A 25,971-nucleotide genomic window follows, 5' to 3' on the forward strand; every position below is an offset into this window, starting at 1 on the left:
TGAGGCGTATGCCGAGTTTCAAATTTTGAAAGCCTGCTTTTAGCAGAATTTTACCCCTTTAGAATTGACCCGCCGATGGAACCTGAGCAGGAACGCCTTTTCAAGCTTTATTCCGGTTCGGGTATCCACAGCCTTCCTGAATTAAATCCCAATTTAATTTAGCATCTCCCGCAATTTCTCATTCACCATTCCGGGATTTGCCTTTCCTTTCATGGCTTTCATAGTCTGTCCGACCAATGCGCCGAGTGCTTTTTCTTTGCCGCCTTTGTAATCGGCGATTGCTTTTGGATTCTTTGCAATGACTTCTTTTAACACTTCTTCCAGTGCACCTTCATCATTGACTGTCTTTAATCCATGCTCTTCTACGTAACTTTCCGGATCTACATTCTTTTCAAATACCTGTTCGAATACTTCTTTTGCAACGGAACTGTTAATGGTTCCGTCCTCTGTAAGCCCGATCAGTTTTGCAAGATTAGCCGGTGAGAAGCTGATATCTTCCGGTTCCATGCTGTGTTCTTTTAACAGACGCATGGTTTCTACCATCAGCCAGTTGGATACTTTCTTCGGTTTCCCACAGATTGCCGTCGTCTCTTCAAAGATATCCGCCATGTGTTTGGATTCTGTGAGTATTTCTGCATCATACTGCGGGATATCGAATTCTTTTTTATAACGTTCCAGTTTTTCATCGCGGAATTCCGGCTGTTTTTCTTTGATCTTTTCGATCCACTCATCATCGATCACGATTGGTACAAGATCCGGTTCCGGGAAATAACGATAATCCTGAGCATCTTCTTTGGAACGCATGGCATGAGATGATTCTTTATTGTCATCCCATCGTCTCGTCTCCTGGATAACGGATTTTCCCTCTTCAATGAGTTCGATCTGACGTTCTCTCTCTCCTTCAATGGCTCTTGCGATTGCCTTGAATGAGTTCAGGTTCTTCATCTCTGTTCTGGTTCCGAACTCCTGGGTTCCCACTTCTCTTACGGATAAGTTGACATCCGCTCTCATCGAACCTTCCTGGAGCTTACAATCAGATGCTCCCAGATACTGGATAATCGTTCTTAATTTCTCCAGATATGCAATGACTTCTTCCGATGAACGCATATCCGGCTCGGATACGATCTCTACAAGCGGCACACCGCTTCGGTTAAAGTCTACCAGAGATGTGTCATCCCATTCATCATGTACCAGCTTTCCGGCATCTTCCTCCATATGCATTTCATGGATACGGACTTTTTTCTTTGTATCTCCTACTGCAATCTCCACATAGCCGTTTCTGGCGATTGGCTGATAAAGCTGTGAAATCTGGTAGTTCTGCGGGTTATCCGGATAAAAATAGTTCTTACGGTCGAATTTGCACACTCTTGTAATATCGCAATGTGTTGCAAGGCCGATTCCCATTGCATATTCTACAACTTGTTTATTTAATACCGGAAGTGATCCAGGCATACCGGTACAAACCGGGCATGTATGTGTATTCGGTGCTCCTCCGAATGCAGTGCTGCATCCGCAGAAGATCTTCGTCTTTGTTGCAAGCTCTACATGGACCTCAAGTCCAATGACTGTCTCATATTGTTTTGCCATGACTATCTGTCCTCCTTTGCAAGTTCTGGTGCTTCATATACTTTCGTCTGTTCAAATGTATATGCGGTCTGAATGATTTTATTTTCTTCGAAACAATTTCCAATCAGCTGCATACCTACCGGAAGTCCTTTGGAATCCTTTCCTACCGGGATTGTGATTCCCGGAAGTCCTGCCAGGTTGACGGAAATCGTGTAAATATCTCCCAGATACATCTTGATCGGGTCACTTAAGCTCTTTCCAAGTTCCGGTGCCGTTGTCGGAGCCGCCGGAGCCACGATCACATCATATTTTTCAAACGCTTTATCAAATGCTTTCTTAATTAACGCTTTTGTTTTCAATGCTTTCAGATAATACGCATCATAATATCCGGAACTCAAAACAAATGAACCAAGCATAATTCTTCTCTTTACCTCCGGTCCGAAACCTTCGGAACGGGATTTTTTGTACATATTGTGAAGTCCTTCGTATTCCTCGGTACGATAACCGTATTTTACGCCATCGAATCTGGCAAGGTTGGAGCTTGCCTCAGCTGATGCAATGACATAATATGCAGGAATCGCATATTTTACAAGGCTTAAGTCGAATTCTTCTACAACTGCGCCTTTTTCTTCCAGAACTTTTACTGCCCGAAGAATATTTTCTTTTACCTCAGCATCCAGACCATCTCCAAAATAATCTTTTGGAATACCGATTCTCATGCCCTTCACATCATCTACCAGTGCAGATGTAAAATCATAACTGTCACGTCTGATTGATGTGCTGTCTTTCGGATCATAAGATGCAATGGTCTCCAGAACCGTTGCGCAGTCTGTCACATCTTTCGCAACAGGACCGATCTGATCCAGGGAAGAACCATAAGCGATCAGTCCGTAACGGGATACCGTTCCATATGTTGGTTTGATTCCGACTACGCCGCAGAAAGAACTTGGCTGACGGATGGACCCGCCTGTGTCAGATCCAAGTGCATATGGCGCTTCTTCTGCTGCCACCGCTGCACAGCTTCCCCCGGAAGATCCTCCCGGAACATGCTCTAAGTTCCATGGGTTCTTTGTCGGTCCGTAATAAGAAGTCTCGGTTGTACTTCCCATGGCAAATTCATCCATATTCGTCTTTCCCAGAATGACAGCTCCTGCTTCTTCCAGATTCTTTACTGCCTCTGCCGTGAACATCGGCCGGAAGTTTCCCAGGATCTTCGAACTGCAGGTTGTGAGCATTCCTTGCGTACACATGTTATCTTTGATTGCTACCGGCACACCTGCCAGTGGCCCTGTCAGTTTTCCGTCATCAATTAATTTCTGTACTTCTTCTGCACGTTTTAATGCGCCCTCTTTATCCAACGTCACAAAACTGTTTACATCTTTTTCTACTTTTTCAATCTGTGCAATGGAGGCTTTCACGGCTTCCACAACAGATATTTCTTTTGCCTTAATCTTCTTTCCAAGTTCTACTGCTGTAAGACTTGTGATATCCATAACCGTTTTCCTCCTATCCGATCGTCTTTGGTACTTTGAAGCTCTGGTCTTTTTCCAGCGGTGCATTCGCCAGTGTCTCCTTACTGCCGTCTCCATTTGTCACAATATCTTCGCGGAATACATTCTTTACTGGAAATACATGTGACATTGGTTCAATTCCGTCTGTGTCCAGTTCATTTAATGTATCTATATAATCTAACATTTTTTCCATATCTGCTTTGGCATCTTCTTTTTCCTGACCGGATAATTCCAGCTTTGCAAGAATACCAACATATTCAATGGTTTCATCTGATATTTTATTTGCCATCTTCCTGCTCCTTCTTTCCTGATGTTATCGATTACCCTATACTTTATATTCAGTAAACTTATCTGTTATAAAAGCCATAATAATCTGTTGATGCAATCTGTTCTGACGGTGTAAGCCTTATTTTCAAATCTTCTGACACTTCCAGTGTTGCATTTTCCGGAATTACCAGATAATGGAATGTCTCTCCGTCTATTCCATCTTCCGACAGCCCCTGGCTCCATGAATTTATTTCTTCCTGTTCGTCCGAATAAATGATTACATCCACATTTCCAGCCCCTGATACACGGCTAAGATCATATATTCCCGGTTCGAGATCTCTTCCGGCCGTCAACGTTTTCTGACCTTTAATATCCACTGATTCTGTGAGCGGATTACTCTGTCCGGCCGTTTCCATTGCCTCTACATCCTGTGCATTATCGGTATGCAGTTTTACTGTTGTCCTACAATTTAATGTAAGATGCGCACCTTTATAAAGACGGATATCCTCAATCTTGTCTTTCTTGCCCTCGGTGTATTCATACAGATAGATGCTGTTCTCAGGATCATCGATCTGCACGGTGTCATAGTCGTCTTTCGGTGTCACTGTATAGATTCCCTCCGGGATCTCCACACCTGCCACATAATTGCCGGAAGAAAGTTCATAGTCTGCACGTTCTCCCTCTTTCGGGATTTCCCGAGTCACATACTGATAATGATCATAGTCTGTTTCATCCGTATCATTTGTCTTTTGATCCCCCGTATCCTGAAATACACCTTGAACTGCATCTCCAATTGCATATTCTATATCGTACTTATGTTCCTCATAGAGATTACCCAAAACTGCAATCACGATAATTGCCAGAATCACTATTTTCAATGGTCTTCTCCGGTTTGTAATATCCGGAGTCTGCACATGCTTTCTCCGTTTTTTCCCGGTCATATCAGACTCATTCATACGATAGCCTTGTTTTCCGTAATCTCTTTTTTTATGATTTGTCTCTTTGTGATTTATTTCCCTGTGATCTGCTTTCCTGTCCGGTCTGTATTTTTCCTTCTCCTCATGTACATGTGTAAGCGGCATTCCGTCACAGTCACTCCGGTTGATCCGGTAATTCTTATCCGACTTGCGGTTATCAAGCCCACATTCCGTACAGATTCCACTACTATTTAACTTTCCTCCGCATAAACTACATCTTTTTCCAAACATATGATTTCCCTCTCATGACATGTTATCACCAGTATCATATCTATTATACCTTACTTCCCACTATGGTTCCAGTCTGCTTAAATCTCTTGGGAATAATGTAGTCTCTCTTACGTTATCTTCTCCTAATAACTGCATCGTCAGACGTTCCAGTCCGATTCCAAGTCCTCCGTGTGGCGGCATTCCATGCTTAAATGTTGCAAGATACTGTTCCATTCCTTCTTCTGTCATTCCTCTTGCAGTAATCTTATCTGTCAGCATCTTGTAATCATGAATACGCTGTCCGCCTGTCGTGATTTCCAATCCTCTGAACAGAAGGTCAAAGCTTAGTGTATATCTTGGATCTTTCGGATCATCCATTGCATAGAACGGACGTTTCTTAGAAGGATAATGTGTGACAAATACAAAATCACTTCCCCACTCTTCTTTCGCATAACGTCCGATCAGCACTTCTTCCTCCGGCTCAAGGTCGAATGGATTTCTCATCTTGTGATTGTATTTCTCTGCAACGATTTCTTTGATATCTGCAAATTTCACTGCCGGAATCTGACTCACATCAGGAAGTTCAACACCCAATACTTTTAACTCTCTTGCATAATCTTTTTTCAGCAATTCCATCGCATACTGGAGGAATCCTGTCTCCATTGCCATGATGTCTTCAAATCCATCAATATATCCCATTTCAAAATCAAGACTGGTATATTCGTTCAGATGACGCTTTGTGTTATGTTTCTCTGCTCTGAATACCGGCGCTGTCTCGAATACTCTGTCAAATACGCCGACCATCATCTGCTTATAGAACTGTGGACTCTGCGCCAGCACTGCCGGTCTGTGGAAATATTCCAGTTTGAAAATGTTGGCTCCCCCCTCGGCTCCTTTCGCTCCGATCTTCGGTGTATGGATCTCTGTAAATTCCTGACTGTAGAGGAAATCTCTGAATGCTCTTGTAAGTCCTTCCTGAATTCTGAATTTGGCACGCTCCCGGATATTTCTAAGGGAAATGGAACGATAGTTCAGTTTTGCTTCCAGAGATGTGTTCAGTTTCCATTTGGAAATTGCAAGCGGCATCATCTCGTCTTCCGGCTCACTTAAGATTTTTACACTCTCCATACGGATCTCAATTCCGTTCGGTGCTTTTTCATTCTCTTCCAAGATGCCTTCAACTTCGACTGTTGCTGCTTCTTTCATGTCTTTCAATTCAAAATCAGCACTGCCTTCTTCATAGACACACTGAAGCAGACCTTCTCTTTTTCTTAAGATCACAAATGCAACAGTTCCCATATCACGGATTGTATGCACTGCTCCGTTGACTTTTACCTTTGTGCCTGCTTCTGTCTGCTCCAGTAATTCACTGATTTCTTTTGTCTCTTTTGGCTTTACACCTGTTAAATACTCCATGTTCTTATCCTCCTTTTCTTCCCGGGACGAATAACGGTTATAAACATAAAAATCCGCCCTGGAATACATACTTGTATCCCGGGACGGATATCATCATCGTTATCCGCGGTACCACCCGCATTGAATCTCAAAGCTGTATAGTGCTTTCTAAGATTCCTCTTTTCGTGCGTAACGTGCAGTCTACGTACCAACCTACTTTTCATTCAACTTTACCATATTTACTTGTTCAGCTGGTCTGCTCCAGAGTGTTCCCTATTGTCCTCATTCCCCAAGCAGTGCTCTCAGTCGGTGACACCACATTCCTGTCAGGTTCCAAAGTCCAGAGTCTCTTTCATCGCTTTACTATACTAAAATTTGTTTTAAATGTTAGCACATGTTTTTTCAGATTGCAAGAGGGTATTCTGAATTTTATGTAAAATGTCTTCCTGGCTTTTCATTTATGACTTGTTATGGTATTATTTACTAAATTAATGCAACTCTATTTTTGAATGTAACCCTATCATTCCACGCAAGGAGGATATATTATGACTCAGAAAAAGAAGTATTACTTTTGTTTTGCACTTGCCATATCCATCTGTATGACCGTGCTGGTTCAGGTATTTCAGTTGTATTCTTTACCGATACTTGGTATATTGGAGCTTTTTATGCTCGTGAATGTATGTATGATCGCAGTGAATATATTTAACCGCAAGTGTTTGAATCATGTTGGAACGCTGATTATTACAGGAAGTTTGTTTCTTTTCCTACTTGCGCGGAATACATTTTTATTTTTGTTTTCTTTTTCTATTTAATTCACTAAGCCAGATTCCCGAACCGTAATAAAAGATTACAGTTCTCCATTTAATTATTATGGCATGCGAAACCGCAGGAATAAACTTACAAGGTCCTATCCTGTGCATACGGACTCATGGTTGGAGTCAGCACAGGATAGGACCTTGTAAGTTTATTCCGATCGGTGACAGCCGCCATAATGCATTAAATAGAAATCAATTCTAAAATCCGGAACTCCTCTGCCTCTTTCCCTATCTGGCACAACAGACACCGCATTCCCGCATCCGTGATCTTACCATCCAGTGTCATGGTTACTTTCTGAATTCCATTTTCTGTCATCAGATTCATAGCATCAATCTGGATTCCATTTAACTTTGTCATGTTCACGAACAGGTTCAGATCACTTGTCTCTTTTGGGCAGGTAAATCCAATCTTTACCTGTGTATGTTCGGTCTCAGCTGTCAGTCCTGCTGCCGCCAGAGCTGCCATCATAACTTTTTCCTGCATCTCTGGTAATAATTCATATTCATATTTTCTGCAAAGGCTCATTAAGTGTCTCAGGAATGTTTTATATTCTTCCTGAATCTCCGGATCCACATCCGCGGCTCTTTTCCCGATAATTTCAAGTTCTCTTTCGAGAACAAATACATCTCCTCCGGTCTGAGCTTTTACTTCTGCTACATGTTTTCCACATTTCATTCTTCTTAAAAACAATGGCTTCATATTTGTATCTATTTCATCAATTTCATTTCTTACTTCTTCTAATGTCATCTTAGTTTCCTCGTAAAATTTATACTATATTATATTTTTCAAATAGCTGCTGACAATATGATTTCCTTTTCTCTGCTTTCATAAACTCTGCCTCCATTTCAGCACTATCCTTTATTATCTGTACATTAGCATGAATCTACAATTCCTCTCTGCCTGTATAAAATCTCTCTGGGTTACAAGCATTGAAAATTCATAGAATGCGAAATGCATAAGTTCTTGATAGGGCGTATATGCCAATGAAAATATAGAATTATAATGCTTAACCCGATTGTATCACACAGTATATAAATTGTCGAGTAAAAAATATATTTGCTTGCAGATTCCTCCATACAAGTTATAATAAATACGAGAGAATTTATCTTTGGGGGTTATTATGATTAAAGCTTTGTTCAAACACATTTACAAATACTATAAAGATACTTTTATCCTGGCTATTGCCGGAGTAGTCATCGGTGTTCTCGTCGGAATCATCGATGCAGCATTCGGGCTGGGGCTTAATGCCTGTACCGCTATCCGGACGAAATACTTCTGGTATCTGATCTGGTTCCTGCCTCTTGGCGGCGTCTTCATCTGGTTCATCTATCACCAGTTTGGCAAATCTGTCGCCAATGGTATGAAGATGGTCTTTCACGTCGGCCTTGGTAAAAACACCAAACTTCCAATCCGTATGGTGCCACTATCCGTCATTGGAACCTGGACAACACACCTGTTTGGAGGAAGTGCCGGACGAGAAGGTGTTGCTGTTCAGATTGGTGCGGCTGTTTCCAACAACGTTGGGCGTCTGGTCGATAAGACTATTGATATCGAAAACAGCCGGAAGATGTTCCTGATCACTGGTATGGCTGCCGGATTTTCCGGACTTTTCTGTACTCCGCTTGCTGCAATCTTTTTTGCACTGGAGGTATTGGTTGCCGGAAAGCTGGAATATCATGCTTTGATCCCAGCAACAGTAGCTTCCATCAGTGCAGCATTTACATCACGGGCGCTCGGACTTCGGAAATTTCATATTAATATACTGGAAACCCTGAACTATCATCCTTCTACGTACAACGCCGTTTTTCTTTTAAAACTGGCAGCTATGGGACTGTGCTTCGGTATCGTTGGTTCTTTATTTGCACTGATTCTCCGATATCTGCGTTTGAAATTCGCCTTCCGTTTTTCTTCGCCTGTAAAAAAGGTTCTGATCATGGGGGCTGTTATCGCAGTTCTTATGATGGTCTTTCATCAGGGAAGATACTCCGGAACCGGCTCTAACCTGGTTGCTCTGTGCTTTGACGGTATTACAGATGATATATACGCTTATGACTGGATTCTTAAGATGGCTCTTACGATTCTGACACTTTCCTCCGGATTCATCGGCGGCGAAGTTGCACCACTGTTTTCCATCGGTTCCTGCTTAGGATACGTACTTGGACCGGTATTCGGATTTGATCCGATGTTCGGTGCAGCTCTTGGATTCGCTTCCGTCTTCTGCAGTGGATCAAATACTTTGCTTGCAGCTATCCTGGTCGGCGTGGAAAGTTTCGGATATAATATGCTCCCATTCTTTTCGGTTGTATGTTTTGTATCGTTTATCTTTAACTTTAATAATTCGATCTTTACAGCACAGAGAGTTGCATTTACGCATCCTGTACGGCGTCAGCGGTTGAAACAGCGGATTGCACCAAAGGAAAATTAACGTATTAGCATATACATAGTAGTTCCTGCAAGTAGCAATGTATCTTACATACTTTGTATCTACAGGACTTACCACTGGCAGCTCTTTACGAATGCATGGCAATAAAAAATAAGTGTACATTCTCCCACCGAAGAATTGTACACTTATTTTTATTCTCTTATTTCAATCTTAAATTCCTATAACACAATTTCCGAGTCTTCCAGAACCTGCCTCAGACTCCTATGCCATGATTGGTTTCAGTGCCTCAGCAAGCTTGTCCTTCTCAGCCTGTGCCTCAGCAAGATCATTACCAAGTGTTGTGTAGTAAATCTTAATCTTAGGCTCTGTTCCTGAAGGGCGTACGATAACTGTCTCATTGTTCTCAAGCTTGTAAACTAATACATTTGCTGCAGGAAGTCCTGTTTCTTCTGTCTTAGTATAATCTGTTACTTCTGTTACCTTGTATCCAGCGATCTCTGCCGGTGCATTCTCACGCAGGTTCTGCATGATTCCAGACATCTTGTCCATTCCGCTCAGTCCTGGGAATTCAAAGCTGTCGATCTTGTTGAGGTAACGTCCATACTCTGCGTAAATCTCTTCCAGTCTCTGTTTCAGAGAGCTTCCGATACTTCTGTAGTAAGCTGCCATCTCACAGATCAGCATAGATGCGATAACAGCATCTTTGTCACGTACATATGGTCCAGCAAGGTATCCGTAGCTTTCCTCAAATCCAAAGATGAATCTGTCTACTTCGCCTGCTGCCTCTAACTGTGCGATCTGGTCTCCGATCCATTTGAATCCTGTCAGTACGTTTCTTAATTCTACTCCGTAATGAGCTGCTACTGCATCAGCAAGTGGTGTAGATACGAGAGATTTTACTGCTACTGCTTTTTCAGGCATTGTACCTTTCTCGATACGTCCTGCACATATGTAATCCAGAAGAAGTACTCCGACTTCGTTACCGCTTACTAATTCATAAGATCCATCCGGGCACTTCATAGCGATACCTACACGGTCTGCATCTGGGTCAGTTGCAAGCATAAGGTCTGCATCTGACTCTTTTGCAAGGTTCAGTCCAAGCTCCAGTGCCTCAAAGATCTCTGGGTTTGGATAGCTGCATGTTGTAAAGTATCCATTTGGATATTCCTGCTCCGGAACGATTGTGATATCTGTGATTCCGATATCTTTTAATACCTGTGTTACAGGAACAAGACCTGATCCATTTAATGGGCTGTATACCAGTTTTAATCCGGCTGTCTTACACAGTCCCGGACGAACCTGCCGGGATTCGATCGCATCATAAAGTGCTCTCTTACAGTCATCTCCTACAAATCTGATCAATCCTTCTTCTACACCTTCTGCAAATGACATATATTTTGCTCCGGTCAGAACGTCTGTCTTCTGAATCTCTTCGTATACGATTGCAGCCGCATCGTCTGTCATCTGACATCCGTCCGGTCCGTATGCTTTATATCCGTTGTATTTTGCCGGGTTATGAGAAGCTGTTACCATAACACCTGCATTACAGTTATAATAACGTGTTGCAAATGAAAGTGCCGGTACAGGCATCAGTGCATCGTAGATTCTTACTTTGATTCCATTTGCTGCAAGTACACCTGCTGCTGTCTTGGCAAATACATCACTCTTTAAACGGCTGTCATAACTGATTGCTACAGTCTGTGTTCCGCCCTGTGTCTTTACCCAGTTAGCCAGTCCCTGTGTTGCCTGACGTACTACATAAATATTCATACGGTTCGTTCCTGCGCCAAGCACACCGCGAAGTCCGGCTGTTCCGAATTTCAGTGCTACTGCAAAACGTTCCTTAATTTCATCATCGTTTCCCTCAATTTTTGACAATTCCGGCTTCAGATCTGCATCTTCAAGATCTGCCGCAAGCCAGCGTTTGTATTCTTCCTGATACATTTTTTATCACTCCTACTTATTTCTTTTCCGGGTTTTTTGTATATTTTCACAACAAACCTATTAATAATATACCATTTTTTATACTTTCAGGCAATAAATGTACTGTAAATTATGTGAAAACTTTTCGTCATTTTTCTCAAAAATCAGAAAAAGACGGAGGGCACATTTTCTGTGCTGTTTCCGTCTTTTTTCTGAAATTCCAAATTCTTTCTATTGATATGTTTTATTTATCTACCGACATTATATTTTCTACGATTGAACTTCCGACCTCATATACCATATTGGAATCTTTGAGCTGCACATAGCGGTTATCACCATTTTCATTCCCAATATAAACGGTACAGGTCTTCTTATCTCCGGAAGTACTGTCTTTATAAGTTGCCGTCACCGTGATCCGGTTTGCTTCATCCAGACCATATTTTGCAAGATCTTTGACATTATAGTCTGCACACTGGGTAAGCGAGATGGTTCCCCAGCCACCGGCAAGTTCACTGCGTTGCTTCTTTTTCTTATAAGTCGTGGTCTCACCATTTTGTGTAACTTCGACCTTCTTCAGATTACCACTGCTGATCGATGGCAGTGTGTCGTTCTCCGTCAGGGATGACAGATCGAATACCAGATCCGATACCAGCGTACTTGAAATGGTATATACTGCATCCGAATCCTGGATCATCGCATAATAATTGTCTCCGGCTGCATCGCCGATTTCAATCGTTCCTTTGGTTCCATCCTTTGCCGTGTAGGTAACGGTGTAATCCGAACTGTCCAGTCCATAATCTGCTTTCTCATCCGGATCACTCAGCTTGCGGACCGCTGTCAGTCCAGTAATCTCTTTTGCCGTGCTCTTGATCGTACTCTGATTCAGACGTACTCCGTCATCCTCATCGTATACCCATTCGCCATCATCTTTGGTAAAGCTCATCTTGCTTCCGCCGCTTTCATAGGCAAATGACTTCAGACTCTTTACATCTACCAGGCTGACTTTTTCTTTGTCCTCTTTTGCCTTCTTCTGCTTCTCACTGTGACTGTTCCAGGCTTTTAATCCTCCGTACAGCGCAAGCAAGACCGCAAGCACAATCACCATAATGAGCATTGTCTTTTTCTGTTTCATCAAATTTCCCCTTTTCTGTCCATAAATCTTCTTAATTTACACTTTTCTTCTCTTCCACCAGCGCATGAATCCATAGATCAGGATTACAAGCGGAATTCCGAAGATTGTCAGGATGCTGATGATTCCCGCATGCTGCATCGTATTGTTGCTTACCTCTAGGCTCTTCGCCTTGATTGCTATATTTTTTGTCTTGTCAAAGTTAGCTGTCACCGCATTCATGAACAGATCCAGGTTCTCCAGTGTTGTGTAAGTATCTGTAATCTGTGAATTGATCATGCTTTCTGAAGAAATTACCGTCAGACGGCTGGTTGGGGATGAGCTGCTGTCGGATGAATCATCAGATGTAATCTGCTCAGTCGCAACTGCTCCTAATGTATAGGTCCCCTCTTCCTGCTTATCCTCTGTCACTGCATAGGAATTATCTGATGTCTGCATAAACGCCGTTGTTGTGATCGTATCTCTTGCCGGATCTGTTGTAGTCAGACCATGTGCATTGATCATCAGAACCATCTCGGATTCCAGATTATTGGCCAGATCGTCTGTTGCTGTGATCTCCGGGAAGATATAATAATAGTTGCCCTGGTAGCTTCTCTGCATATCTGCGATGTAACCGTCCGCTTCCTGCATACCATATTCTTTCAGCACTTCATCCAGATTCGGTGTCTCATCCTCAGGATCTCCAAGAATGATAAATACCTTTCCGCCCTTTTTCAGGTAATTCAGAAGTAATGTTTTCTCATCATCGGAAATGTCTTTTGATGGAGCATCCATGAATAACAGATCACAATCATCAGGAATTTCACCTGTCATCATCAGATTCACTTCATCTGTCGTCAGATTATTCTTACTGAACAGTTTTGTCACAGAATCTGAAAATGCTGCTTCTCCGTGTCCTGTTGTATAATACATCTTCTCTGTCTGTTCACTTGTAACCGAATTGATCGCACTTGTAAACTGGCCTTCTCCGTCGAATTCAGATGCTGAACTGCTTCCTGTCGTATAGTAGGAATAAGAATCCGAAACTAAAATATCATCAAAAGAAACAGATTTCGTTTTTCCGGTATCTTTGCAGGAGATTACGATCGTATCTTTCTCTACTCCTGCTTTCGTAAGTGCTGCCGGATGCAGGACCGGATCGATCCATGTTACACTGATCTTATCAGACAATGCCGTATATTTCTTGATAAATGATTTAATCCTTGTATCTGTCGACTCTTTTTCTGCATAGATTTTAAATGTTACTTTTTTATCCAGTTTGTTCAATACCTTTTTACTGGTCTTTGATACTCCGTAAATGTTGTTATCACTAATATCTATGCTCTTAACATTCTCCGGAAGCTGACCTGCGATCAGATTGACAACGATCACCATGCAGATTACAAGTGCGATCATTCCCACACTGTAACTTCCGTTTTTCGATGATGCACTCCGGAATGACTTCTTGATTTTTTCTAACATTATGCTCCTCCTAACTCCAACGTCTCTTCTGAATCATCTGCATCGTCAAAAAGAAGAACAAGACGATCAGTGACAGGTACAATATAATCCCGCTCACATCCAGAAGATGGTTATCGGCAATATTGGAAAATACTTCTGTCAGTTCCAGTTTGCCAAGTACTGTGGAAAGCAGACTTTCAAACACTGTTTTCTTTACAAAGTAAGTAATCAGTGTTCCTGCCAGTACGATCAGTTCCAGTACCCCGCTGATCACGACATTTTTCGTCATATTCCAGACTGCAAGTACGACCAGCGTCAACAACACCGCAACTGCCAATGCATTTGCCCATGCCGCCGAAGGGATAAAGTTCAGGATGCCGCTCCAGAGATAAGTCAGAAGCAGGATACCGAATGCGCCGATTGCCGCAATGATCACACTTTCTGTCAATGAAGAGACAAACATTCCAATGGAAATATATACGCATCCGAGTAAGAAGAACACAAGGATTGCCAAATAGTCTACCTTAATGTATGCCGTCCCCTGCGCTTTAATGATCAGTGGAAAGATCAGATAGATCACACACGGTACAGCCGTGATCGTTACCATTGCAAGATATTTTCCAAGCACGATCTCGAACAGGCTGACCGGTGCTGTCAGTAACATCTGATCCGTCTTATTCTTCTTATCTTCTGCAAAGCAACGCATCGTCAGGATCGGAATTGCTACCAGGTATACGAACAGAATCCCTGACAATACATAAGAAAAGTACGGATATCCATAGTTCAGGTTATACGCTAGGAAATAGATTCCCGTATAAGCTACCAGGAAAGCGATAAATACATATCCTATCATAGAATGAAAATAGGATCTTAACTCTCTTTTATAGATGGCTCTCATCTTACTTCTCCTCCTTTATCATTCTATTGCCTGACCCTTGTGTCAGCTCCAGAAATATCTCTTCCAGTGTTGTCTTACTCTGATTCAGGGTAAGCATCGGTACATCTGCATGGGAAAATGCAAGGAATAACTCTTCTCTGATATCTTCCCCGCCTTTTGCTATAATCTGCGCAGTTGTAATGCCGCTCGCACTGGTGCGGTATTTTACTTCTTTGATCTTTCCTGTCCGGCGGATAATATGATCCATCTCATCCCTGGAAACCTTTGCTTCCACCTCGATCTGACCTTTGCCACTCATCATATTCTCCAGATTCTCGGTCGTATCACTGGCGACCAGCTTCCCTCCGGATATGATCATGATATAATCACAGACTTCCCTTACTTCCGCAAGAATGTGAGAACTTAAGATCACGGTATGTTTCTTCGCAAGCTTCCTGATCAGTTCACGGATTTCGATGATCTGCTTCGGGTCAAGACCTACTGTCGGCTCATCCAGGATAATGATCTCCGGGAATCCCAGAACTGCCTGTGCAAGTCCGACTCTCTGCTTATAACCTTTTGACAGGTTCTGGATCAGCCGATTTTCTACGTCTCTCAGCTTTGCAAGTCTTATAACTTCTTCTATCTGCGGCTCTCTTTTGTCTTTTTTAATTCCTTTTAATTCTGCAGCGAATTCCAGATATTCCCGCACCGTCATTTCCATATATAACGGCGGAATTTCCGGCAGATAACCGATATTCTTCTTGGCTTCTTCCGACTCCTTTAAAATGTCGTGTCCATCGATCAGCACCTGTCCCTCTGTAGCTCCCAGGTAACCGGTCATAATGTTCATGGTCGTAGATTTTCCTGCACCGTTTGGTCCTAAGAATCCATAGATTTTACCGGATTCTACGGTGAAGTTCAGATGATCTACCGCCAGATGGTTGCCATAACGTTTGGTAAGATTCTTTACTTCTATCAAATTTCCTTCCTCCTGTTAAACTCAATCTGTTAACAATATAAGGGGGATGTTTGAAAAGTATGTGGAAAAAATATGTTTATTTGATGAATTAAAGTTTAACTATTGAACAAAAATATTGTTTTTCCCCGGACGCAAACAGATACACACTATATTCCCAAGTTTCTCCTCTCACTTCGTTCGAAGTCAACTTTTGTGAATATAGTGTGTATCTGTTTACTGATTATACTCCGCTTTCTCTCTGCTTCCTTAAATACCCCTGGTAGATACGGCTGCTGATGATTCCTTTCAACACGTTGGCCGCACTCCTTTTTACATCTTCTTCCAGAATAATACCTTTGGAAACTGCTTTTACGATGTCATCTACGGTTCCGGAACTGCCTGGCATAATCAGGTCGTTGCCTGATGCAATCGCATGTGCCGGATCACCGTATTTTCTTCCGGTTGCGAACCAGTCAGTCATAACGAAACCATCAAATCCCCATTCATTCCTCAGTACCTGTGTCAGCAGACGATAGCTGTTGTTGACGTATTTGCCATTTACCTTATTATAGCTGCTCATCACAGCTCCCGGATGCGATTCTTTCACCGCAATTTCAAATCCTTTCAGATAGATTTCCCTAAGTGCTCTTTCATTTACGTTAGCATTCGTCTTATTGCGGTTGTCTTCCTGATTATTACAGCAGTAATGCTTTAATGTAACATAACATCCACGGTTCTTCTGAACTCCTTTTGTAATTGCTGCCGCAAATTTACCCGTAAGTAATGGATCTTCAGAGAAATATTCAAAGTTACGTCCACATAAAGGGTTGCGGTGTATATTCATGCCCGGTGCCAGCCAGTAAGTTACACCATAAGCTTCCATCTCTTTTCCCACTGCATTCCCGACCTCTTCTGCAAGCTGCAGATTCCAGCTCGATGCCAGAGAGATTCCCACCGGAAATGCCGTTGTAAACTGATACAGAAGATTCTTGCTGTTCGGATTGCCAAGCATTACTTTCTTTACCGGTTCGGGAAGATATTTCATAAAAGAGATATTTGGTTCTACTCCTTTTACTTTACCCGTTATAGATACAGACGATATCTTATGAAGCCTGAGTCCCGCAGGTCCATCCGCCATAACGACATTTGGAATTCCCTTTGCAGTCAGATTTCCAGTCGTCACGCCTGCTGCTCCCGGTGCTTCAAAGAACCGATGTCCGGACATGCCTCCGCCCACAACCAGCTCCGCCATATCTCTTAGCGTTAATGACTCTAAGATCCTGTCAGTCTCTTCCGAAGAATAGATCTCCACCGGGCCATACTCATGATCCGCTTCCGGAATAATCCCCGGTTCGATCTGAAAGCTCTGAATTTTTTCCACATCGTCAATGATTATTTCACAGGTTCTTCCCCAGTTCTGTCTGCAGTCACCGGTTGCATGAAGAAGTTCCTTTTCTTCCTGCCATTCCAGTTCTGTCACCCTTAACGGTGCCTTACAGATATGAGAATGTTTCTCTGTAATTATTTCCGTTTCCAGTTTTAGTATTCCACATACTCTTGTATTCCTGCTGGAATTACCGACTCGCACGACATATTCGCCCGGTTCCAGAACAGTGGCAGCATCTTTTTCCCTGTAACTTGTAAGATCACGCAGATCAAATTGTAATACGGTCCGTTCTTCCTCTCCCGGTTTCAGATTCTTTGTCTTGGCAAATGAAGTTAATCGCTGTGCTTCTTTTTTCAGTTCACCATCCGGACAGCTTACATAGATCTGTACCACTTCTTTTCCGCTGTATACTTCGCCTTTATTCTTTACATCTACGGATATCTCGACGGTAGTTCTTTCCAGCCTCATACCTGCAAGATGCATTTCGAACTCTGTATACGATAGTCCATATCCAAACGGATATCTTGGTGCTACATGAAATGTATCAAAATACCGGTATCCGACATAGATCCCTTCCCGGTAATACTCTTCATCGAGATTCCCATTCAGATAACTGTAATCATCTGACGCCGGATAGTCCCGGTAATGCTTTGCCCATGTATCTGTAAGTTTCCCGGACGGTGTATGCTTTCCGCAGACTATATCCGCAACTGCCTGCCCGCCCATCGTTCCAAGCTGTCCCATGAAGATCACCGCATTGATGTTCGGAATCTCATGCAAAAAATTCAGGTCAAACTGCCCTCCTACATTGATCACTACGATCATATGCTCATATTGTTCCGCACAAAATGTCAAATTTACTCGTTCTATCTCTGCCAGACCGTATTCATTCTCACTGAGTTTACGGTCAGCACCTTCTCCTGCCTGTCTCGAAATGACGTAAATGCAGGTATCGGTCTCTGATTTTTCTACATCTTCCTGCAGCACTGCTCTTCCATATGGATAGCGGTATGGACTGCTCATCAGATTCATAAAATCCGACAGATTCTTCGGACTTAGTTTCTTTCGGAATTCTTCTGCGTATGCACGCTCTCCTTCCTGAAAACTCTGATCATAATCATCAATCCAGTTCATCGTTGTAATCTTGAATCCCGCATCTTCCATTCCTTCCAGGATCGATACTGCATGCCGTTCATTGACCTCTCCTGAACCGGTCCCCCCTTTGATCGTCATTTTGGCACCGGCTCCGTATAGTGCAATTTTTCCCGGCTTTAACGGAAGACATCCGTCATTCTCCAAAAGCACGATCCCTTCCACTGCTGCCTGATATGCAATTTCCTTTCCGGCTTCCTCCAACGGTGTGACTGCATCTGTTAGTGCGGCTTTATGAATGTTTCTTGTTCTCATTGTAATTATGCATCCTTTCTATTTTCCAGATGATGGCATATATGGGCGCAATGCTCCTGCCACATTACTGATCGGCATTGTCTGAAGCCACACTTTTCCAGGTCCGTGAATTATTGTATTAAAGATTCCTTCTCCGCCAAATAACATATTCTTCACACCCGGTACGCTCTTAATCTCTATCTGGCATGAAGCATCCATTGCAGCCAGATGTCCAGTATCTACGACAATTTCCTGTCCGGCGTTCAATTCATACTCCACTACATGTCCGTCAAACTCAGCAAATACAGTTCCCTGACCAGATACCTTCTGCATGATAAATCCCTCTCCGCCAAATAATCCAGAGCTGAACTTCTTATTAAAGAACACAGACAATTCTACCCCTGCTTCGCTTGCAAGGAATGCACTTTTCTGGAATACCATCTCACGCCCCGGTCCGATTTCAAATGCTTTGATGGATCCAGGAAAGCACGATGCAAATGCAATCATCCCCTTGCCAGCTTGTGCGGTATAAATATTCTGGAATATATGCTCACCGGAAAACATTCTTCCAAATGCCTTGCCGATTCCTCCATTCGTGGTCGTCTCCATCTTCATATTCGGTGACATCCAAGACATTCCGCCTCCTTCTGTGATCATCTTCTCTCCGCCCTCCAGATAGCAGATAACTACCGGTAATGTGTCTCCTTTGATTTCATATCTCATATAAGTTTCCTCCTGAAATTTTATTTTTCTTTTAATATACTTTTTCCCGAAAAACTATATTTATATTATAGCATCTACTATCTCTATTCACAATCAGCACTTTATATTTACGTAAAATTTTATTACATTTTCACCATAACAACTCAAACATGACAAAACGCCAAAAATCTTCCGGGCTTTTCATCCCTTCTGATTTTTGACGTTTTTCTAACATCTTATAATGTTTTTACAAATCTTAAAAATGCTTCTCTTCCCTTTTCTGTACATTTATACACTCCGGCATCCTCAAGTACATGTACAAATACTTCACCGACTTCTTTTTTCAATATATCCATTACATTTTCTTCTGTAATCCCATCATATTTTTTACAAAATGTATCTGCCCAGTCCGCATGCTTTGCAATCTTTTCATTACTTCTGATATCTTTTTTCTGAACCAGATAATCCGCAAGAATCTCCAGCTCTTCTTTTAATCTGGATGGAAGCACCGCAAGTCCCATAACTTCGATCAGTCCGATATTTTCCTTTTTAATATGATGATACTCTGCATGTGGATGATAAACGCCAAGTGGATGTTCTTCGGTTGTGATATTATTCCGAAGAGTCAGATCCAGTTCAAACAATCCATCACGTTTTCTTGCAATCGGTGTAATGGTATTGTGTGGTTCCCCGTCTGTATTTGCATAGATGAAGGCCTCTTCATCGGTATAGCCTCTCCAGCATCCGAGAATGTGATCTGCCAGTTCGATCAGACGTTTTTCATCTTTATGACGGATACGGATTACAGACAATGGCCATTTTACAATTCCAGCTTCCACATCCTCATATCCAGGAATCTCTACTGGAATCTCAATCGGTGCTTTTGCCATTGCAAATGTATAATGTCCCCCCTGGAAGTGATCATGACTTAAGATAGAACCTCCAACGATCGGAAGATCTGCATTGGATCCCAGAAAATAGTGTGGGAATAACTTTACGAAATCAAATAATTTCTCAAACGCTTTCTTATCAATCTTCATCGGAATATGCTGTCCGTTAAATACAATACAATGCTCGTTATAGTACACATAGGGTGAATACTGGAATCCCCATTTTCCTCCCGCAATCTCAATCGGAATGATTCTGTGGTTTTCTCTTGCCGGATGATCCAGCCGTCCTGCATATCCTTCATTTTCCATACAAAGCTGACATTTCGGATATGCTGTATTCTTTGCATTTCTTGCCGCTGCGATCGCCTTTGGATCCTTTTCCGGCTTAGAAAGATTGATTGTAATGTCAATCTCTCCATATGGGGAATCTACTTTCCACTTCATATCTTTCTTCACACGGTATCTGCGGATATAATTACTGTCCTGACTTAATTTATAGAAATATTCTGTTGCAGTTTCCGGCGATTCTTCGTATTTTTCTGCAAATGTCTTCTGTACCTGGGCCGGCCTTGGCACCAGGCAATTCATGATCTTTGTATCAAAAAGATCACGGAATCCGATGCTGTCTTCAATGATTCCTCTTTTTACTGCCTCATCCAGTAATCCTTCCAGAACTGTTTCCAGTTCGATGGAGCTTCTGTCGATTTCTACATCTTCATATGAATCTTCCTGGAATAATTCTAACAATAAATTTGTTGTGTAAATTCTCTCACATTCCGGTGTCAGTCCGGTCTGAATACCATATTCTACCAGTTTCTTAATATTTTCATACAACATATTATGATCCTTCCGTTCCTTTTTCTATCCTGTGAATTTATACAATCTTTGCTCCGTCACCAATCTCTACTACATAGAATTCTGCTTCATGTCCGACTTTTTCTTTATATGTCTTTCCAATCTCTTCGATAAATCTGTCCACTGTTGCATCTTCAACAATGCTGACCGTACATCCGCCGAATCCGCCTCCGGTGATACGTGAACCGATAACCCCCGGCATTGCCTGCGCCAGATCTACCAGAATATCTATCTCTTCACAGGACACTTCATAATCATAACGAAGTGACTCATGAGATGCATTCATAAGCTGTCCGAATAATTTCACATCGTTGTTACGGAGTGCTTCTACTGCACGAATAGTTCTCTGATTCTCATATACCGCATGTTTCGCACGCTTCTGTCTGACCGGATCTTTGATCGCATCCTTGTACTGTTCGAATCCGTCCTCTGTAAGATCTCCAAGTGTCTTTATATCTGTAACCTTCTGAAGTTCCTTTAATGCAGTCTCACATTCATTTCTTCTGTCATTGTAAGCAGAATCAACCAGACTGTGCTTTACCTTACTGTTGATGATCACGATCTTCGCATTTTCAAGAACGACCGGTGCATATTCGTATTTTAATGTATTGGTATCCAGGAAAATTGCATGATCTTTCTTACCCATCGCACTTGCGAACTGATCCATAATTCCACAGTTGCATCCATTGAAATTATTCTCCGAATACTGTCCGATCAATGCAAGATCGATCATGGAGAGATCTTCAAATCCAAATGTATCTTTTAACATCAGTCCTGTCAGCACTTCCAGTGATGCGGAAGAAGAAAGTCCAGAACCATTCGGAATATTTCCATAGATCAGGATATCCATTCCATGTGTCAGTTCATACCCTCTCTTTTCGAATGCCCACATTACTCCCTTCGGATAATTCGTCCATCCGGCATTTTTACTCGGAATCAATTCATCGAGACTTGTCTCAATGATTCCAAGCTTTTCAAAGTTCAAAGAGAAGAAACCTAATTTTCTGTCTTCTCTGTTCCTTACCACTGCCCATGTTCCCATTGTCAGTGCACATGGGAATACATGACCTCCGTTATAATCTGTATGTTCTCCGATCAAGTTTACTCGTCCCGGTGCAAAATAAGTACGGATTTCCCCGCCTTCTCCGTATAATTCCTGAAATTTTGCGATCAATTGCTCTTTCTGCATTCCATTACCTCCATTTGTAATACATTTTTATCATTTTTTCTTTCATACCTTAAGTTTCAGGCCTTCTTTAACATCCACTTACATACTTTTTTGTAGTTGACTGTCTTCTGTTATTGCTATAATATAATCATAATGAGATATGCAAATTCTCACAATAAGAATATTGGCATATTTTATAAGAATATTGAGATTTTATTTGTTTTTGACTTTTATATACGGAGGATGATATGAAAGGTATTCAGATTCTTACAGAAAAAAACAAAAAAGAAGTAAAAGAACACGGAAGTTACACTTTCCCCGTTCAGGTATCCCCAGAGGCAATACAGTCTTATGAACAGCATTCCTTCATGTGGCACTGGCATCCGGAGATCGAACTTACATGGTTCGTATCCGGACAGATGGAATATGTCGTCAATGACCAGCGTTATATTATCTCAGAAGGCGAAGGGATATTCTGCAACAGTAATGCTTTACATGCCGGATATATGATTGATGACCAGGACTGTAATTATATCTCTGTCACATTTCATCCCAAATTCATCTATGGCTACGAGAACAGTATCCTGCAGACCAAATATGTCGATTTTATCACTTCCAACGAATTCTGGTCTTCACTTGTATTAAAGCCAGAGATTTCATGGCAGAATGAAATTATCGAATACATAAAAGAAATATATACATTAACCTGCCAGGTTCAATCTTCTTCCGATGCCTTCATTCCCGGATATGAAGGCATAGCGGAACAGACGGAACTTCCTGACTATGAATTCCGTATTCATCTCCTGCTCTGTGAGATCTGGCACAGACTTTATCTGCATTATGTCCAGATTGCCCAGGATACACCACAGCCACAGAAGCATCTGCAACGTTTGAAAGACATTCTTTCTTATATTCAAGAACATGCCTCGGAAGAACTTGGTCTCGAAGATATTGCCTCTCACGCCGGACTGTGCAAAAGTGAATGCTGCCGCTTTTTCAAAAAGTATATGCGGATGACCATCTTCGACTACCTGCTGTCTACACGGATCCAGAACAGTCTTCCACTTCTTATGAATGGAGAGAATATTACTACGATTGCCGGACTTGTAGGATTTTCCTCACCGGCATATTATGGCCAGATTTTTAAACGTTATATGGGGATGTCCCCCAGCCAATATAAAAAACATGCAGCCCAGTCATCTTCCGCTGATTAAGTGATGTGCTTTCAAACTGGTATGGTGTTTTTTCTCATAACTGGCTCTTTATCTCATGCCACTACTATTGTACAGTAATGGCAATTACGAAAGGAAAGAGGGTTTTGGTTATGAATTCCAATCTGAAAAAAATAATTATGACAGCATTATTTGCTGCATTGGCCTGTGTTGCTACGATGTCCATCCGCATTCCGACACCTGGAACCGGCGGTTATATCCATCCGGGTGATGCGATCGTAATCCTTGCAGGTATCATTCTTGGTCCTGTATACGGTATGCTTGCCGGAGGTATCGGTTCTGCACTGTCTGATCTGATCGGCGGCTATTTTGTATATGTTCCGATCACACTGGTGATCAAAGGACTTGTCGCACTGGTATCCGGACTCATTTACCAGAAGATGTGCCGTTCCGGTAAAAACCGTTATATCGCAGTCATTCTTGGCGGTATCACGGATATCGTATTCGTTGCCGGCGGATATTTTATCTGCGAATTCTTCCTTTATGGAAGCGGTGCTGCCGCAAGTATTCCTGCCAATATCATCCAGGGAGTCGGCGGACTGATCATCTCTGCAGTATTATATCCGGTACTGATCGCGATCCCGGATGTCCGCCAGGCTGCTTACGAGGCGAAAAATTAACTTCATTTGCATGCTTTACTATTTATAGAATCTGCCACCGGCAGTTTCTTTCAAATGTATGATGAACAAAAAAAGGATAAGTTCTTTTCCACTTTACAAAAGAACTTATCCTTTTTCCACATCTTTTTACTTTTTTTCTTTACTTGTCCACTTTTTCCGCAGTACTTTTTCCACAAGAGCATCCGATCACAAATGCAAGGAATAAGAATGCCACGATCATCCAACCGATCAGTGTCTTCGTTCCCATTGGTTGAAATTTATCATAATATCCCTTCAGGTAAATGATAATGATCAGGAGCGGCAGTCCGTAAGACATATAACCCTTGATTCCTGCCGGGAACTTCCATCCTTCTCCTTGATTGATTTCTTCAAGGAAGCTGTTCCATCCCCATCCGTTCTTCTTTGTACAGAACAGGACATAGCCAAGACTTCCAAGCGGAAGCAGGTTATTCGATACGATGAAGTCCTCCAGATCCATGATTGTCGATCCTTCTCCAAGTGGAGTGAATCCGGCCAATACATTGAATCCCATAACACATGGCATACTTAAGATAATGATCAGAATCAGACTTACCAGTGTACTCTTCTTTCTTGACCATCCGAATAAATCCATATCAAAAGAAATAATATTTTCAAATACCGCAACCAGTGTCGTAAATGCAGCGAAGCTTAAGAACAGGAAGAATAATCCTCCCCATACACGCCCGCCTGCCACCTGCGCGAAAATATTCGGGATCGTAATAAATATAAGGCTTGGGCCTGCTCCCGGTTCAATTCCGTATGCAAAGCATGCCGGAATAATAATGAAACCTGCCATCAGTGCTACGACCGTGTCAAGCACGGTAATATTCACAGCCTCTCCGAATAAACGCTGATCTTTTTCCATATAACTTCCAAAGATCAACATCGCTCCGATTCCAATTGATAATGTAAAGAATGCCTGACTCATAGCCCCGAAAATCACGTTTCCGATTCCGATCTCTGCCATCTGTCTGAAATCAGGAATCAGATAAAAGCGGATTCCCGCTCCGGCACCTTTCATCATCACAGAGTGGATCGCAAGTACGATCATGATCAAAAGCAATGCTGTCATCATGAACTTGGATACTTTTTCGATACCTTTCTGGATTCCAAATGCACATACACCGAATCCAATGATACAGATCAGAATCGTCCAAAATGTCATAAGCGGCATATTTCCAAGCATATCACTAAATCCAGCCGATACCGTCTCCATATTCGCACCTACGAAATCTCCACTGAAGCTTCTGACACAATAATACAGCATCCATCCACCAACCGTAGTATAGAACATCATCAAAAAATAGCATCCAATGATACCGATCCATTTTGTAATATGCCACTTTGTTTCTTTAGGTTCCAGTGTCTCATATGCAGCGGCAACACTGTGTCTGCTCGCACGTCCGACACCAAATTCACAGACCATAACCGGAATTCCCATGATCAGAAGAAATACCAGATATATCAGAATAAATGCAGCTCCACCAAACTGTCCACACATATATGGGAATTTCCACACATTCCCGATGCCAACGGCACACCCTGCGGATACAAGGATGAAGCCCAGTCTTGATCCAAATGTCTCTCTCTTCATTCCATAAACCTCTCTTTGTTTTAAGTCAAGCATTTTTTATTATATCGCATATTATCAGCCAAACGCAAGGATTATCCTTATGGAGTTTTTAGATTAAAAAAGATCAAGAAAAGGTGTCAGCATCTGACGTGGGCTTTCCCACATTCCAGATACTTATGCTGTACAGGCATTCTGAAGAATCTCATTTAATGCATTTCCACTGCTTGTATGGCATCTCACGATTTGTGCATTGCATTTTTCCGCTTCTGTCACTGCACAGTGTACCATCTTATGAGATACTGTGTTGGTAAATAGGATCAACAAATCAGGACTTCCGATCTTTTCACTTAAATTTCCAGACATCTGTGTGAATACTTTCGCTTTGCACTTGTATTCTTTACAGATTTTTTTATATTGATGAACCATTCTGTCGTGTCCGCCTACAATTACTATACTCATGTATTTCCTCCTTTTATGTACACAGGTTAGCTTTATCTAACTAGTATGATACATGATTTTTGTAAAAATAGGAAGAGGATATGTTGAGAACATTTCTCAATATATTTATTATACAAGAAACACCACTCCTTTTTGGTATGCTCCCCGTCAAGAGGACAATAAAAAATAATAAATTTTTGTATCGTCAGCCATGCTATGGCTGGCGATATTTTATGCTGCTTTT

General features: G+C 42.0%; 21 protein-coding genes. 4 read left to right on the forward strand and 17 right to left on the reverse strand.

The window, feature by feature from the left end:
* Positions 1-153: 153 nt before the first annotated feature.
* From gatB to aspS, 5 genes are read right to left on the reverse strand one after another with little or no spacing between them, the layout of a single operon-like run.
* Positions 154-1,587: an Asp-tRNA(Asn)/Glu-tRNA(Gln) amidotransferase subunit GatB gene (gatB, locus tag OCV72_RS16090; protein ID WP_055284861.1), complete on the reverse strand. Its 1,434-nt coding sequence runs from the start codon at positions 1,585-1,587 to the stop codon at positions 154-156.
* A gap of 2 nt (positions 1,588-1,589) precedes the next feature.
* The gene (gatA, locus tag OCV72_RS16095) at positions 1,590-3,059 is read right to left on the reverse strand and encodes an Asp-tRNA(Asn)/Glu-tRNA(Gln) amidotransferase subunit GatA (protein WP_055284863.1); all 1,470 of its coding nucleotides are present in this window, start codon (positions 3,057-3,059) and stop codon (positions 1,590-1,592) included.
* A 13-nt stretch (positions 3,060-3,072) separates the two neighbouring features.
* Positions 3,073-3,366 carry an Asp-tRNA(Asn)/Glu-tRNA(Gln) amidotransferase subunit GatC gene (gatC, locus tag OCV72_RS16100; RefSeq protein ID WP_028087248.1) on the reverse strand — a complete coding sequence of 98 codons (294 nt, stop codon included), beginning with the start codon at positions 3,364-3,366 and terminating at the stop codon, positions 3,073-3,075.
* A 58-nt stretch (positions 3,367-3,424) separates the two neighbouring features.
* Positions 3,425-4,552, reverse strand: coding sequence for a hypothetical protein (locus OCV72_RS16105; RefSeq protein ID WP_055284865.1), 1,128 nt, complete (start codon positions 4,550-4,552; stop codon positions 3,425-3,427).
* 60 nt (positions 4,553-4,612) lie between these two features.
* Positions 4,613-5,947, reverse strand: a complete 1,335-nt coding sequence (gene aspS / locus OCV72_RS16110) for an aspartate--tRNA(Asn) ligase (RefSeq protein ID WP_055284867.1) — start codon at positions 5,945-5,947, stop codon at positions 4,613-4,615.
* 524 nt (positions 5,948-6,471) lie between these two features.
* Here aspS and OCV72_RS16115 point away from each other — a divergent pair.
* The gene (locus OCV72_RS16115) at positions 6,472-6,738 is read left to right on the forward strand and encodes a hypothetical protein (protein WP_055284869.1); all 267 of its coding nucleotides are present in this window, start codon (positions 6,472-6,474) and stop codon (positions 6,736-6,738) included.
* Between the two features lie 184 nt (positions 6,739-6,922).
* Here OCV72_RS16115 and OCV72_RS16120 read toward each other — a convergent pair whose 3' ends face one another.
* Positions 6,923-7,489 carry a chorismate mutase gene (locus OCV72_RS16120; RefSeq protein ID WP_055284871.1) on the reverse strand — a complete coding sequence of 189 codons (567 nt, stop codon included), beginning with the start codon at positions 7,487-7,489 and terminating at the stop codon, positions 6,923-6,925.
* 373 nt (positions 7,490-7,862) lie between these two features.
* Here OCV72_RS16120 and OCV72_RS16125 point away from each other — a divergent pair, with 373 nt between their 5' ends.
* On the forward strand, positions 7,863-9,167 hold the full coding sequence (locus tag OCV72_RS16125) for a chloride channel protein (RefSeq protein WP_055284875.1): 1,305 nt from the start codon (positions 7,863-7,865) through the stop codon (positions 9,165-9,167).
* A gap of 219 nt (positions 9,168-9,386) precedes the next feature.
* Here the strand turns inward: OCV72_RS16125 and OCV72_RS16130 are convergent, their stop codons facing one another.
* The 9 genes from OCV72_RS16130 to OCV72_RS16170 all read right to left on the reverse strand — a co-directional run bounded on the left by OCV72_RS16130 (position 9,387) and on the right by OCV72_RS16170 (position 21,864).
* Positions 9,387-11,069 carry a phospho-sugar mutase gene (locus OCV72_RS16130; RefSeq protein ID WP_006428525.1) on the reverse strand — a complete coding sequence of 561 codons (1,683 nt, stop codon included), beginning with the start codon at positions 11,067-11,069 and terminating at the stop codon, positions 9,387-9,389.
* Positions 11,070-11,292: 223 nt separating this feature from the next.
* Positions 11,293-12,180 carry a DUF4340 domain-containing protein gene (locus OCV72_RS16135; protein WP_055284877.1) on the reverse strand — a complete coding sequence of 296 codons (888 nt, stop codon included), beginning with the start codon at positions 12,178-12,180 and terminating at the stop codon, positions 11,293-11,295.
* Positions 12,181-12,216: 36 nt separating this feature from the next.
* Positions 12,217-13,638 carry a GldG family protein gene (locus OCV72_RS16140; RefSeq protein ID WP_055284878.1) on the reverse strand — a complete coding sequence of 474 codons (1,422 nt, stop codon included), beginning with the start codon at positions 13,636-13,638 and terminating at the stop codon, positions 12,217-12,219.
* 10 nt (positions 13,639-13,648) lie between these two features.
* On the reverse strand, positions 13,649-14,515 hold the full coding sequence (locus OCV72_RS16145) for an ABC transporter permease subunit (protein WP_022415059.1): 867 nt from the start codon (positions 14,513-14,515) through the stop codon (positions 13,649-13,651).
* Position 14,516: 1 nt separating this feature from the next.
* A complete protein-coding gene (locus tag OCV72_RS16150; protein ID WP_055284879.1) occupies positions 14,517-15,476 on the reverse strand; it encodes an ABC transporter ATP-binding protein in 960 nt (319 codons plus the stop codon).
* A 220-nt stretch (positions 15,477-15,696) separates the two neighbouring features.
* Positions 15,697-18,249 carry a glycoside hydrolase family 3 protein gene (locus OCV72_RS16155; RefSeq protein WP_055284881.1) on the reverse strand — a complete coding sequence of 851 codons (2,553 nt, stop codon included), beginning with the start codon at positions 18,247-18,249 and terminating at the stop codon, positions 15,697-15,699.
* Positions 18,250-18,267: 18 nt separating this feature from the next.
* Positions 18,268-18,951 carry a TIGR00266 family protein gene (locus tag OCV72_RS16160; protein ID WP_055284883.1) on the reverse strand — a complete coding sequence of 228 codons (684 nt, stop codon included), beginning with the start codon at positions 18,949-18,951 and terminating at the stop codon, positions 18,268-18,270.
* 215 nt (positions 18,952-19,166) lie between these two features.
* Positions 19,167-20,657 carry a UDP-glucose--hexose-1-phosphate uridylyltransferase gene (gene galT, locus OCV72_RS16165; protein ID WP_055284885.1) on the reverse strand — a complete coding sequence of 497 codons (1,491 nt, stop codon included), beginning with the start codon at positions 20,655-20,657 and terminating at the stop codon, positions 19,167-19,169.
* A gap of 37 nt (positions 20,658-20,694) precedes the next feature.
* A complete protein-coding gene (locus OCV72_RS16170; protein WP_055284887.1) occupies positions 20,695-21,864 on the reverse strand; it encodes a galactokinase in 1,170 nt (389 codons plus the stop codon).
* Positions 21,865-22,091: 227 nt separating this feature from the next.
* Here OCV72_RS16170 and OCV72_RS16175 point away from each other — a divergent pair, with 227 nt between their 5' ends.
* The gene (locus tag OCV72_RS16175; RefSeq protein WP_055284889.1) at positions 22,092-23,057 is read left to right on the forward strand and encodes an AraC family transcriptional regulator; all 966 of its coding nucleotides are present in this window, start codon (positions 22,092-22,094) and stop codon (positions 23,055-23,057) included.
* Positions 23,058-23,167: 110 nt separating this feature from the next.
* Positions 23,168-23,695, forward strand: coding sequence for an ECF transporter S component (locus tag OCV72_RS16180; protein ID WP_055284891.1), 528 nt, complete (start codon positions 23,168-23,170; stop codon positions 23,693-23,695).
* Between the two features lie 139 nt (positions 23,696-23,834).
* On the opposite strand, the gene OCV72_RS16185 is transcribed toward OCV72_RS16180, so the two are convergent.
* Both OCV72_RS16185 and OCV72_RS16190 read right to left on the reverse strand, forming a co-directional pair.
* Positions 23,835-25,310 carry a sodium-dependent transporter gene (locus OCV72_RS16185; RefSeq protein WP_055284893.1) on the reverse strand — a complete coding sequence of 492 codons (1,476 nt, stop codon included), beginning with the start codon at positions 25,308-25,310 and terminating at the stop codon, positions 23,835-23,837.
* Between the two features lie 153 nt (positions 25,311-25,463).
* A complete protein-coding gene (locus OCV72_RS16190) occupies positions 25,464-25,748 on the reverse strand; it encodes a DUF2325 domain-containing protein (protein WP_055284895.1) in 285 nt (94 codons plus the stop codon).
* Positions 25,749-25,971: the final 223 nt, after the last annotated feature.

The sequence above is a fragment of the Dorea amylophila genome (genome assembly GCF_025567265.1).
Classification (GTDB): Bacteria; Bacillota; Clostridia; order Lachnospirales; family Lachnospiraceae; genus Dorea_A; species Dorea_A amylophila.

What these genes read in the sequence shown, in the direction of transcription:
- OCV72_RS16115 (WP_055284869.1), top strand. Translation starts at nt 6,472, where the DNA reads ATGACTCAGAAAAAGAAGTATTACTTTTGTTTTGCACTTGCCATATCC.
- OCV72_RS16180 (WP_055284891.1), top strand. Translation starts at nt 23,168, where the DNA reads ATGAATTCCAATCTGAAAAAAATAATTATGACAGCATTATTTGCTGCA.
- gatA (WP_055284863.1), bottom strand. Translation starts at nt 3,059, where the DNA reads ATGGATATCACAAGTCTTACAGCAGTAGAACTTGGAAAGAAGATTAAG.
- OCV72_RS16135 (WP_055284877.1), bottom strand. Translation starts at nt 12,180, where the DNA reads ATGAAACAGAAAAAGACAATGCTCATTATGGTGATTGTGCTTGCGGTC.
- OCV72_RS16190 (WP_055284895.1), bottom strand. Translation starts at nt 25,748, where the DNA reads ATGAGTATAGTAATTGTAGGCGGACACGACAGAATGGTTCATCAATAT.
- OCV72_RS16160 (WP_055284883.1), bottom strand. Translation starts at nt 18,951, where the DNA reads ATGAGATATGAAATCAAAGGAGACACATTACCGGTAGTTATCTGCTAT.
- OCV72_RS16170 (WP_055284887.1), bottom strand. Translation starts at nt 21,864, where the DNA reads ATGCAGAAAGAGCAATTGATCGCAAAATTTCAGGAATTATACGGAGAA.
- OCV72_RS16175 (WP_055284889.1), top strand. Translation starts at nt 22,092, where the DNA reads ATGAAAGGTATTCAGATTCTTACAGAAAAAAACAAAAAAGAAGTAAAA.
- gatC (WP_028087248.1), bottom strand. Translation starts at nt 3,366, where the DNA reads ATGGCAAATAAAATATCAGATGAAACCATTGAATATGTTGGTATTCTT.
- OCV72_RS16145 (WP_022415059.1), bottom strand. Translation starts at nt 14,515, where the DNA reads ATGAGAGCCATCTATAAAAGAGAGTTAAGATCCTATTTTCATTCTATG.
- OCV72_RS16140 (WP_055284878.1), bottom strand. Translation starts at nt 13,638, where the DNA reads ATGTTAGAAAAAATCAAGAAGTCATTCCGGAGTGCATCATCGAAAAAC.
- OCV72_RS16125 (WP_055284875.1), top strand. Translation starts at nt 7,863, where the DNA reads ATGATTAAAGCTTTGTTCAAACACATTTACAAATACTATAAAGATACT.
- gatB (WP_055284861.1), bottom strand. Translation starts at nt 1,587, where the DNA reads ATGGCAAAACAATATGAGACAGTCATTGGACTTGAGGTCCATGTAGAG.
- aspS (WP_055284867.1), bottom strand. Translation starts at nt 5,947, where the DNA reads ATGGAGTATTTAACAGGTGTAAAGCCAAAAGAGACAAAAGAAATCAGT.
- OCV72_RS16105 (WP_055284865.1), bottom strand. Translation starts at nt 4,552, where the DNA reads ATGTTTGGAAAAAGATGTAGTTTATGCGGAGGAAAGTTAAATAGTAGT.
- OCV72_RS16130 (WP_006428525.1), bottom strand. Translation starts at nt 11,069, where the DNA reads ATGTATCAGGAAGAATACAAACGCTGGCTTGCGGCAGATCTTGAAGAT.
- OCV72_RS16155 (WP_055284881.1), bottom strand. Translation starts at nt 18,249, where the DNA reads ATGAGAACAAGAAACATTCATAAAGCCGCACTAACAGATGCAGTCACA.
- OCV72_RS16120 (WP_055284871.1), bottom strand. Translation starts at nt 7,489, where the DNA reads ATGACATTAGAAGAAGTAAGAAATGAAATTGATGAAATAGATACAAAT.
- galT (WP_055284885.1), bottom strand. Translation starts at nt 20,657, where the DNA reads ATGTTGTATGAAAATATTAAGAAACTGGTAGAATATGGTATTCAGACC.
- OCV72_RS16185 (WP_055284893.1), bottom strand. Translation starts at nt 25,310, where the DNA reads ATGAAGAGAGAGACATTTGGATCAAGACTGGGCTTCATCCTTGTATCC.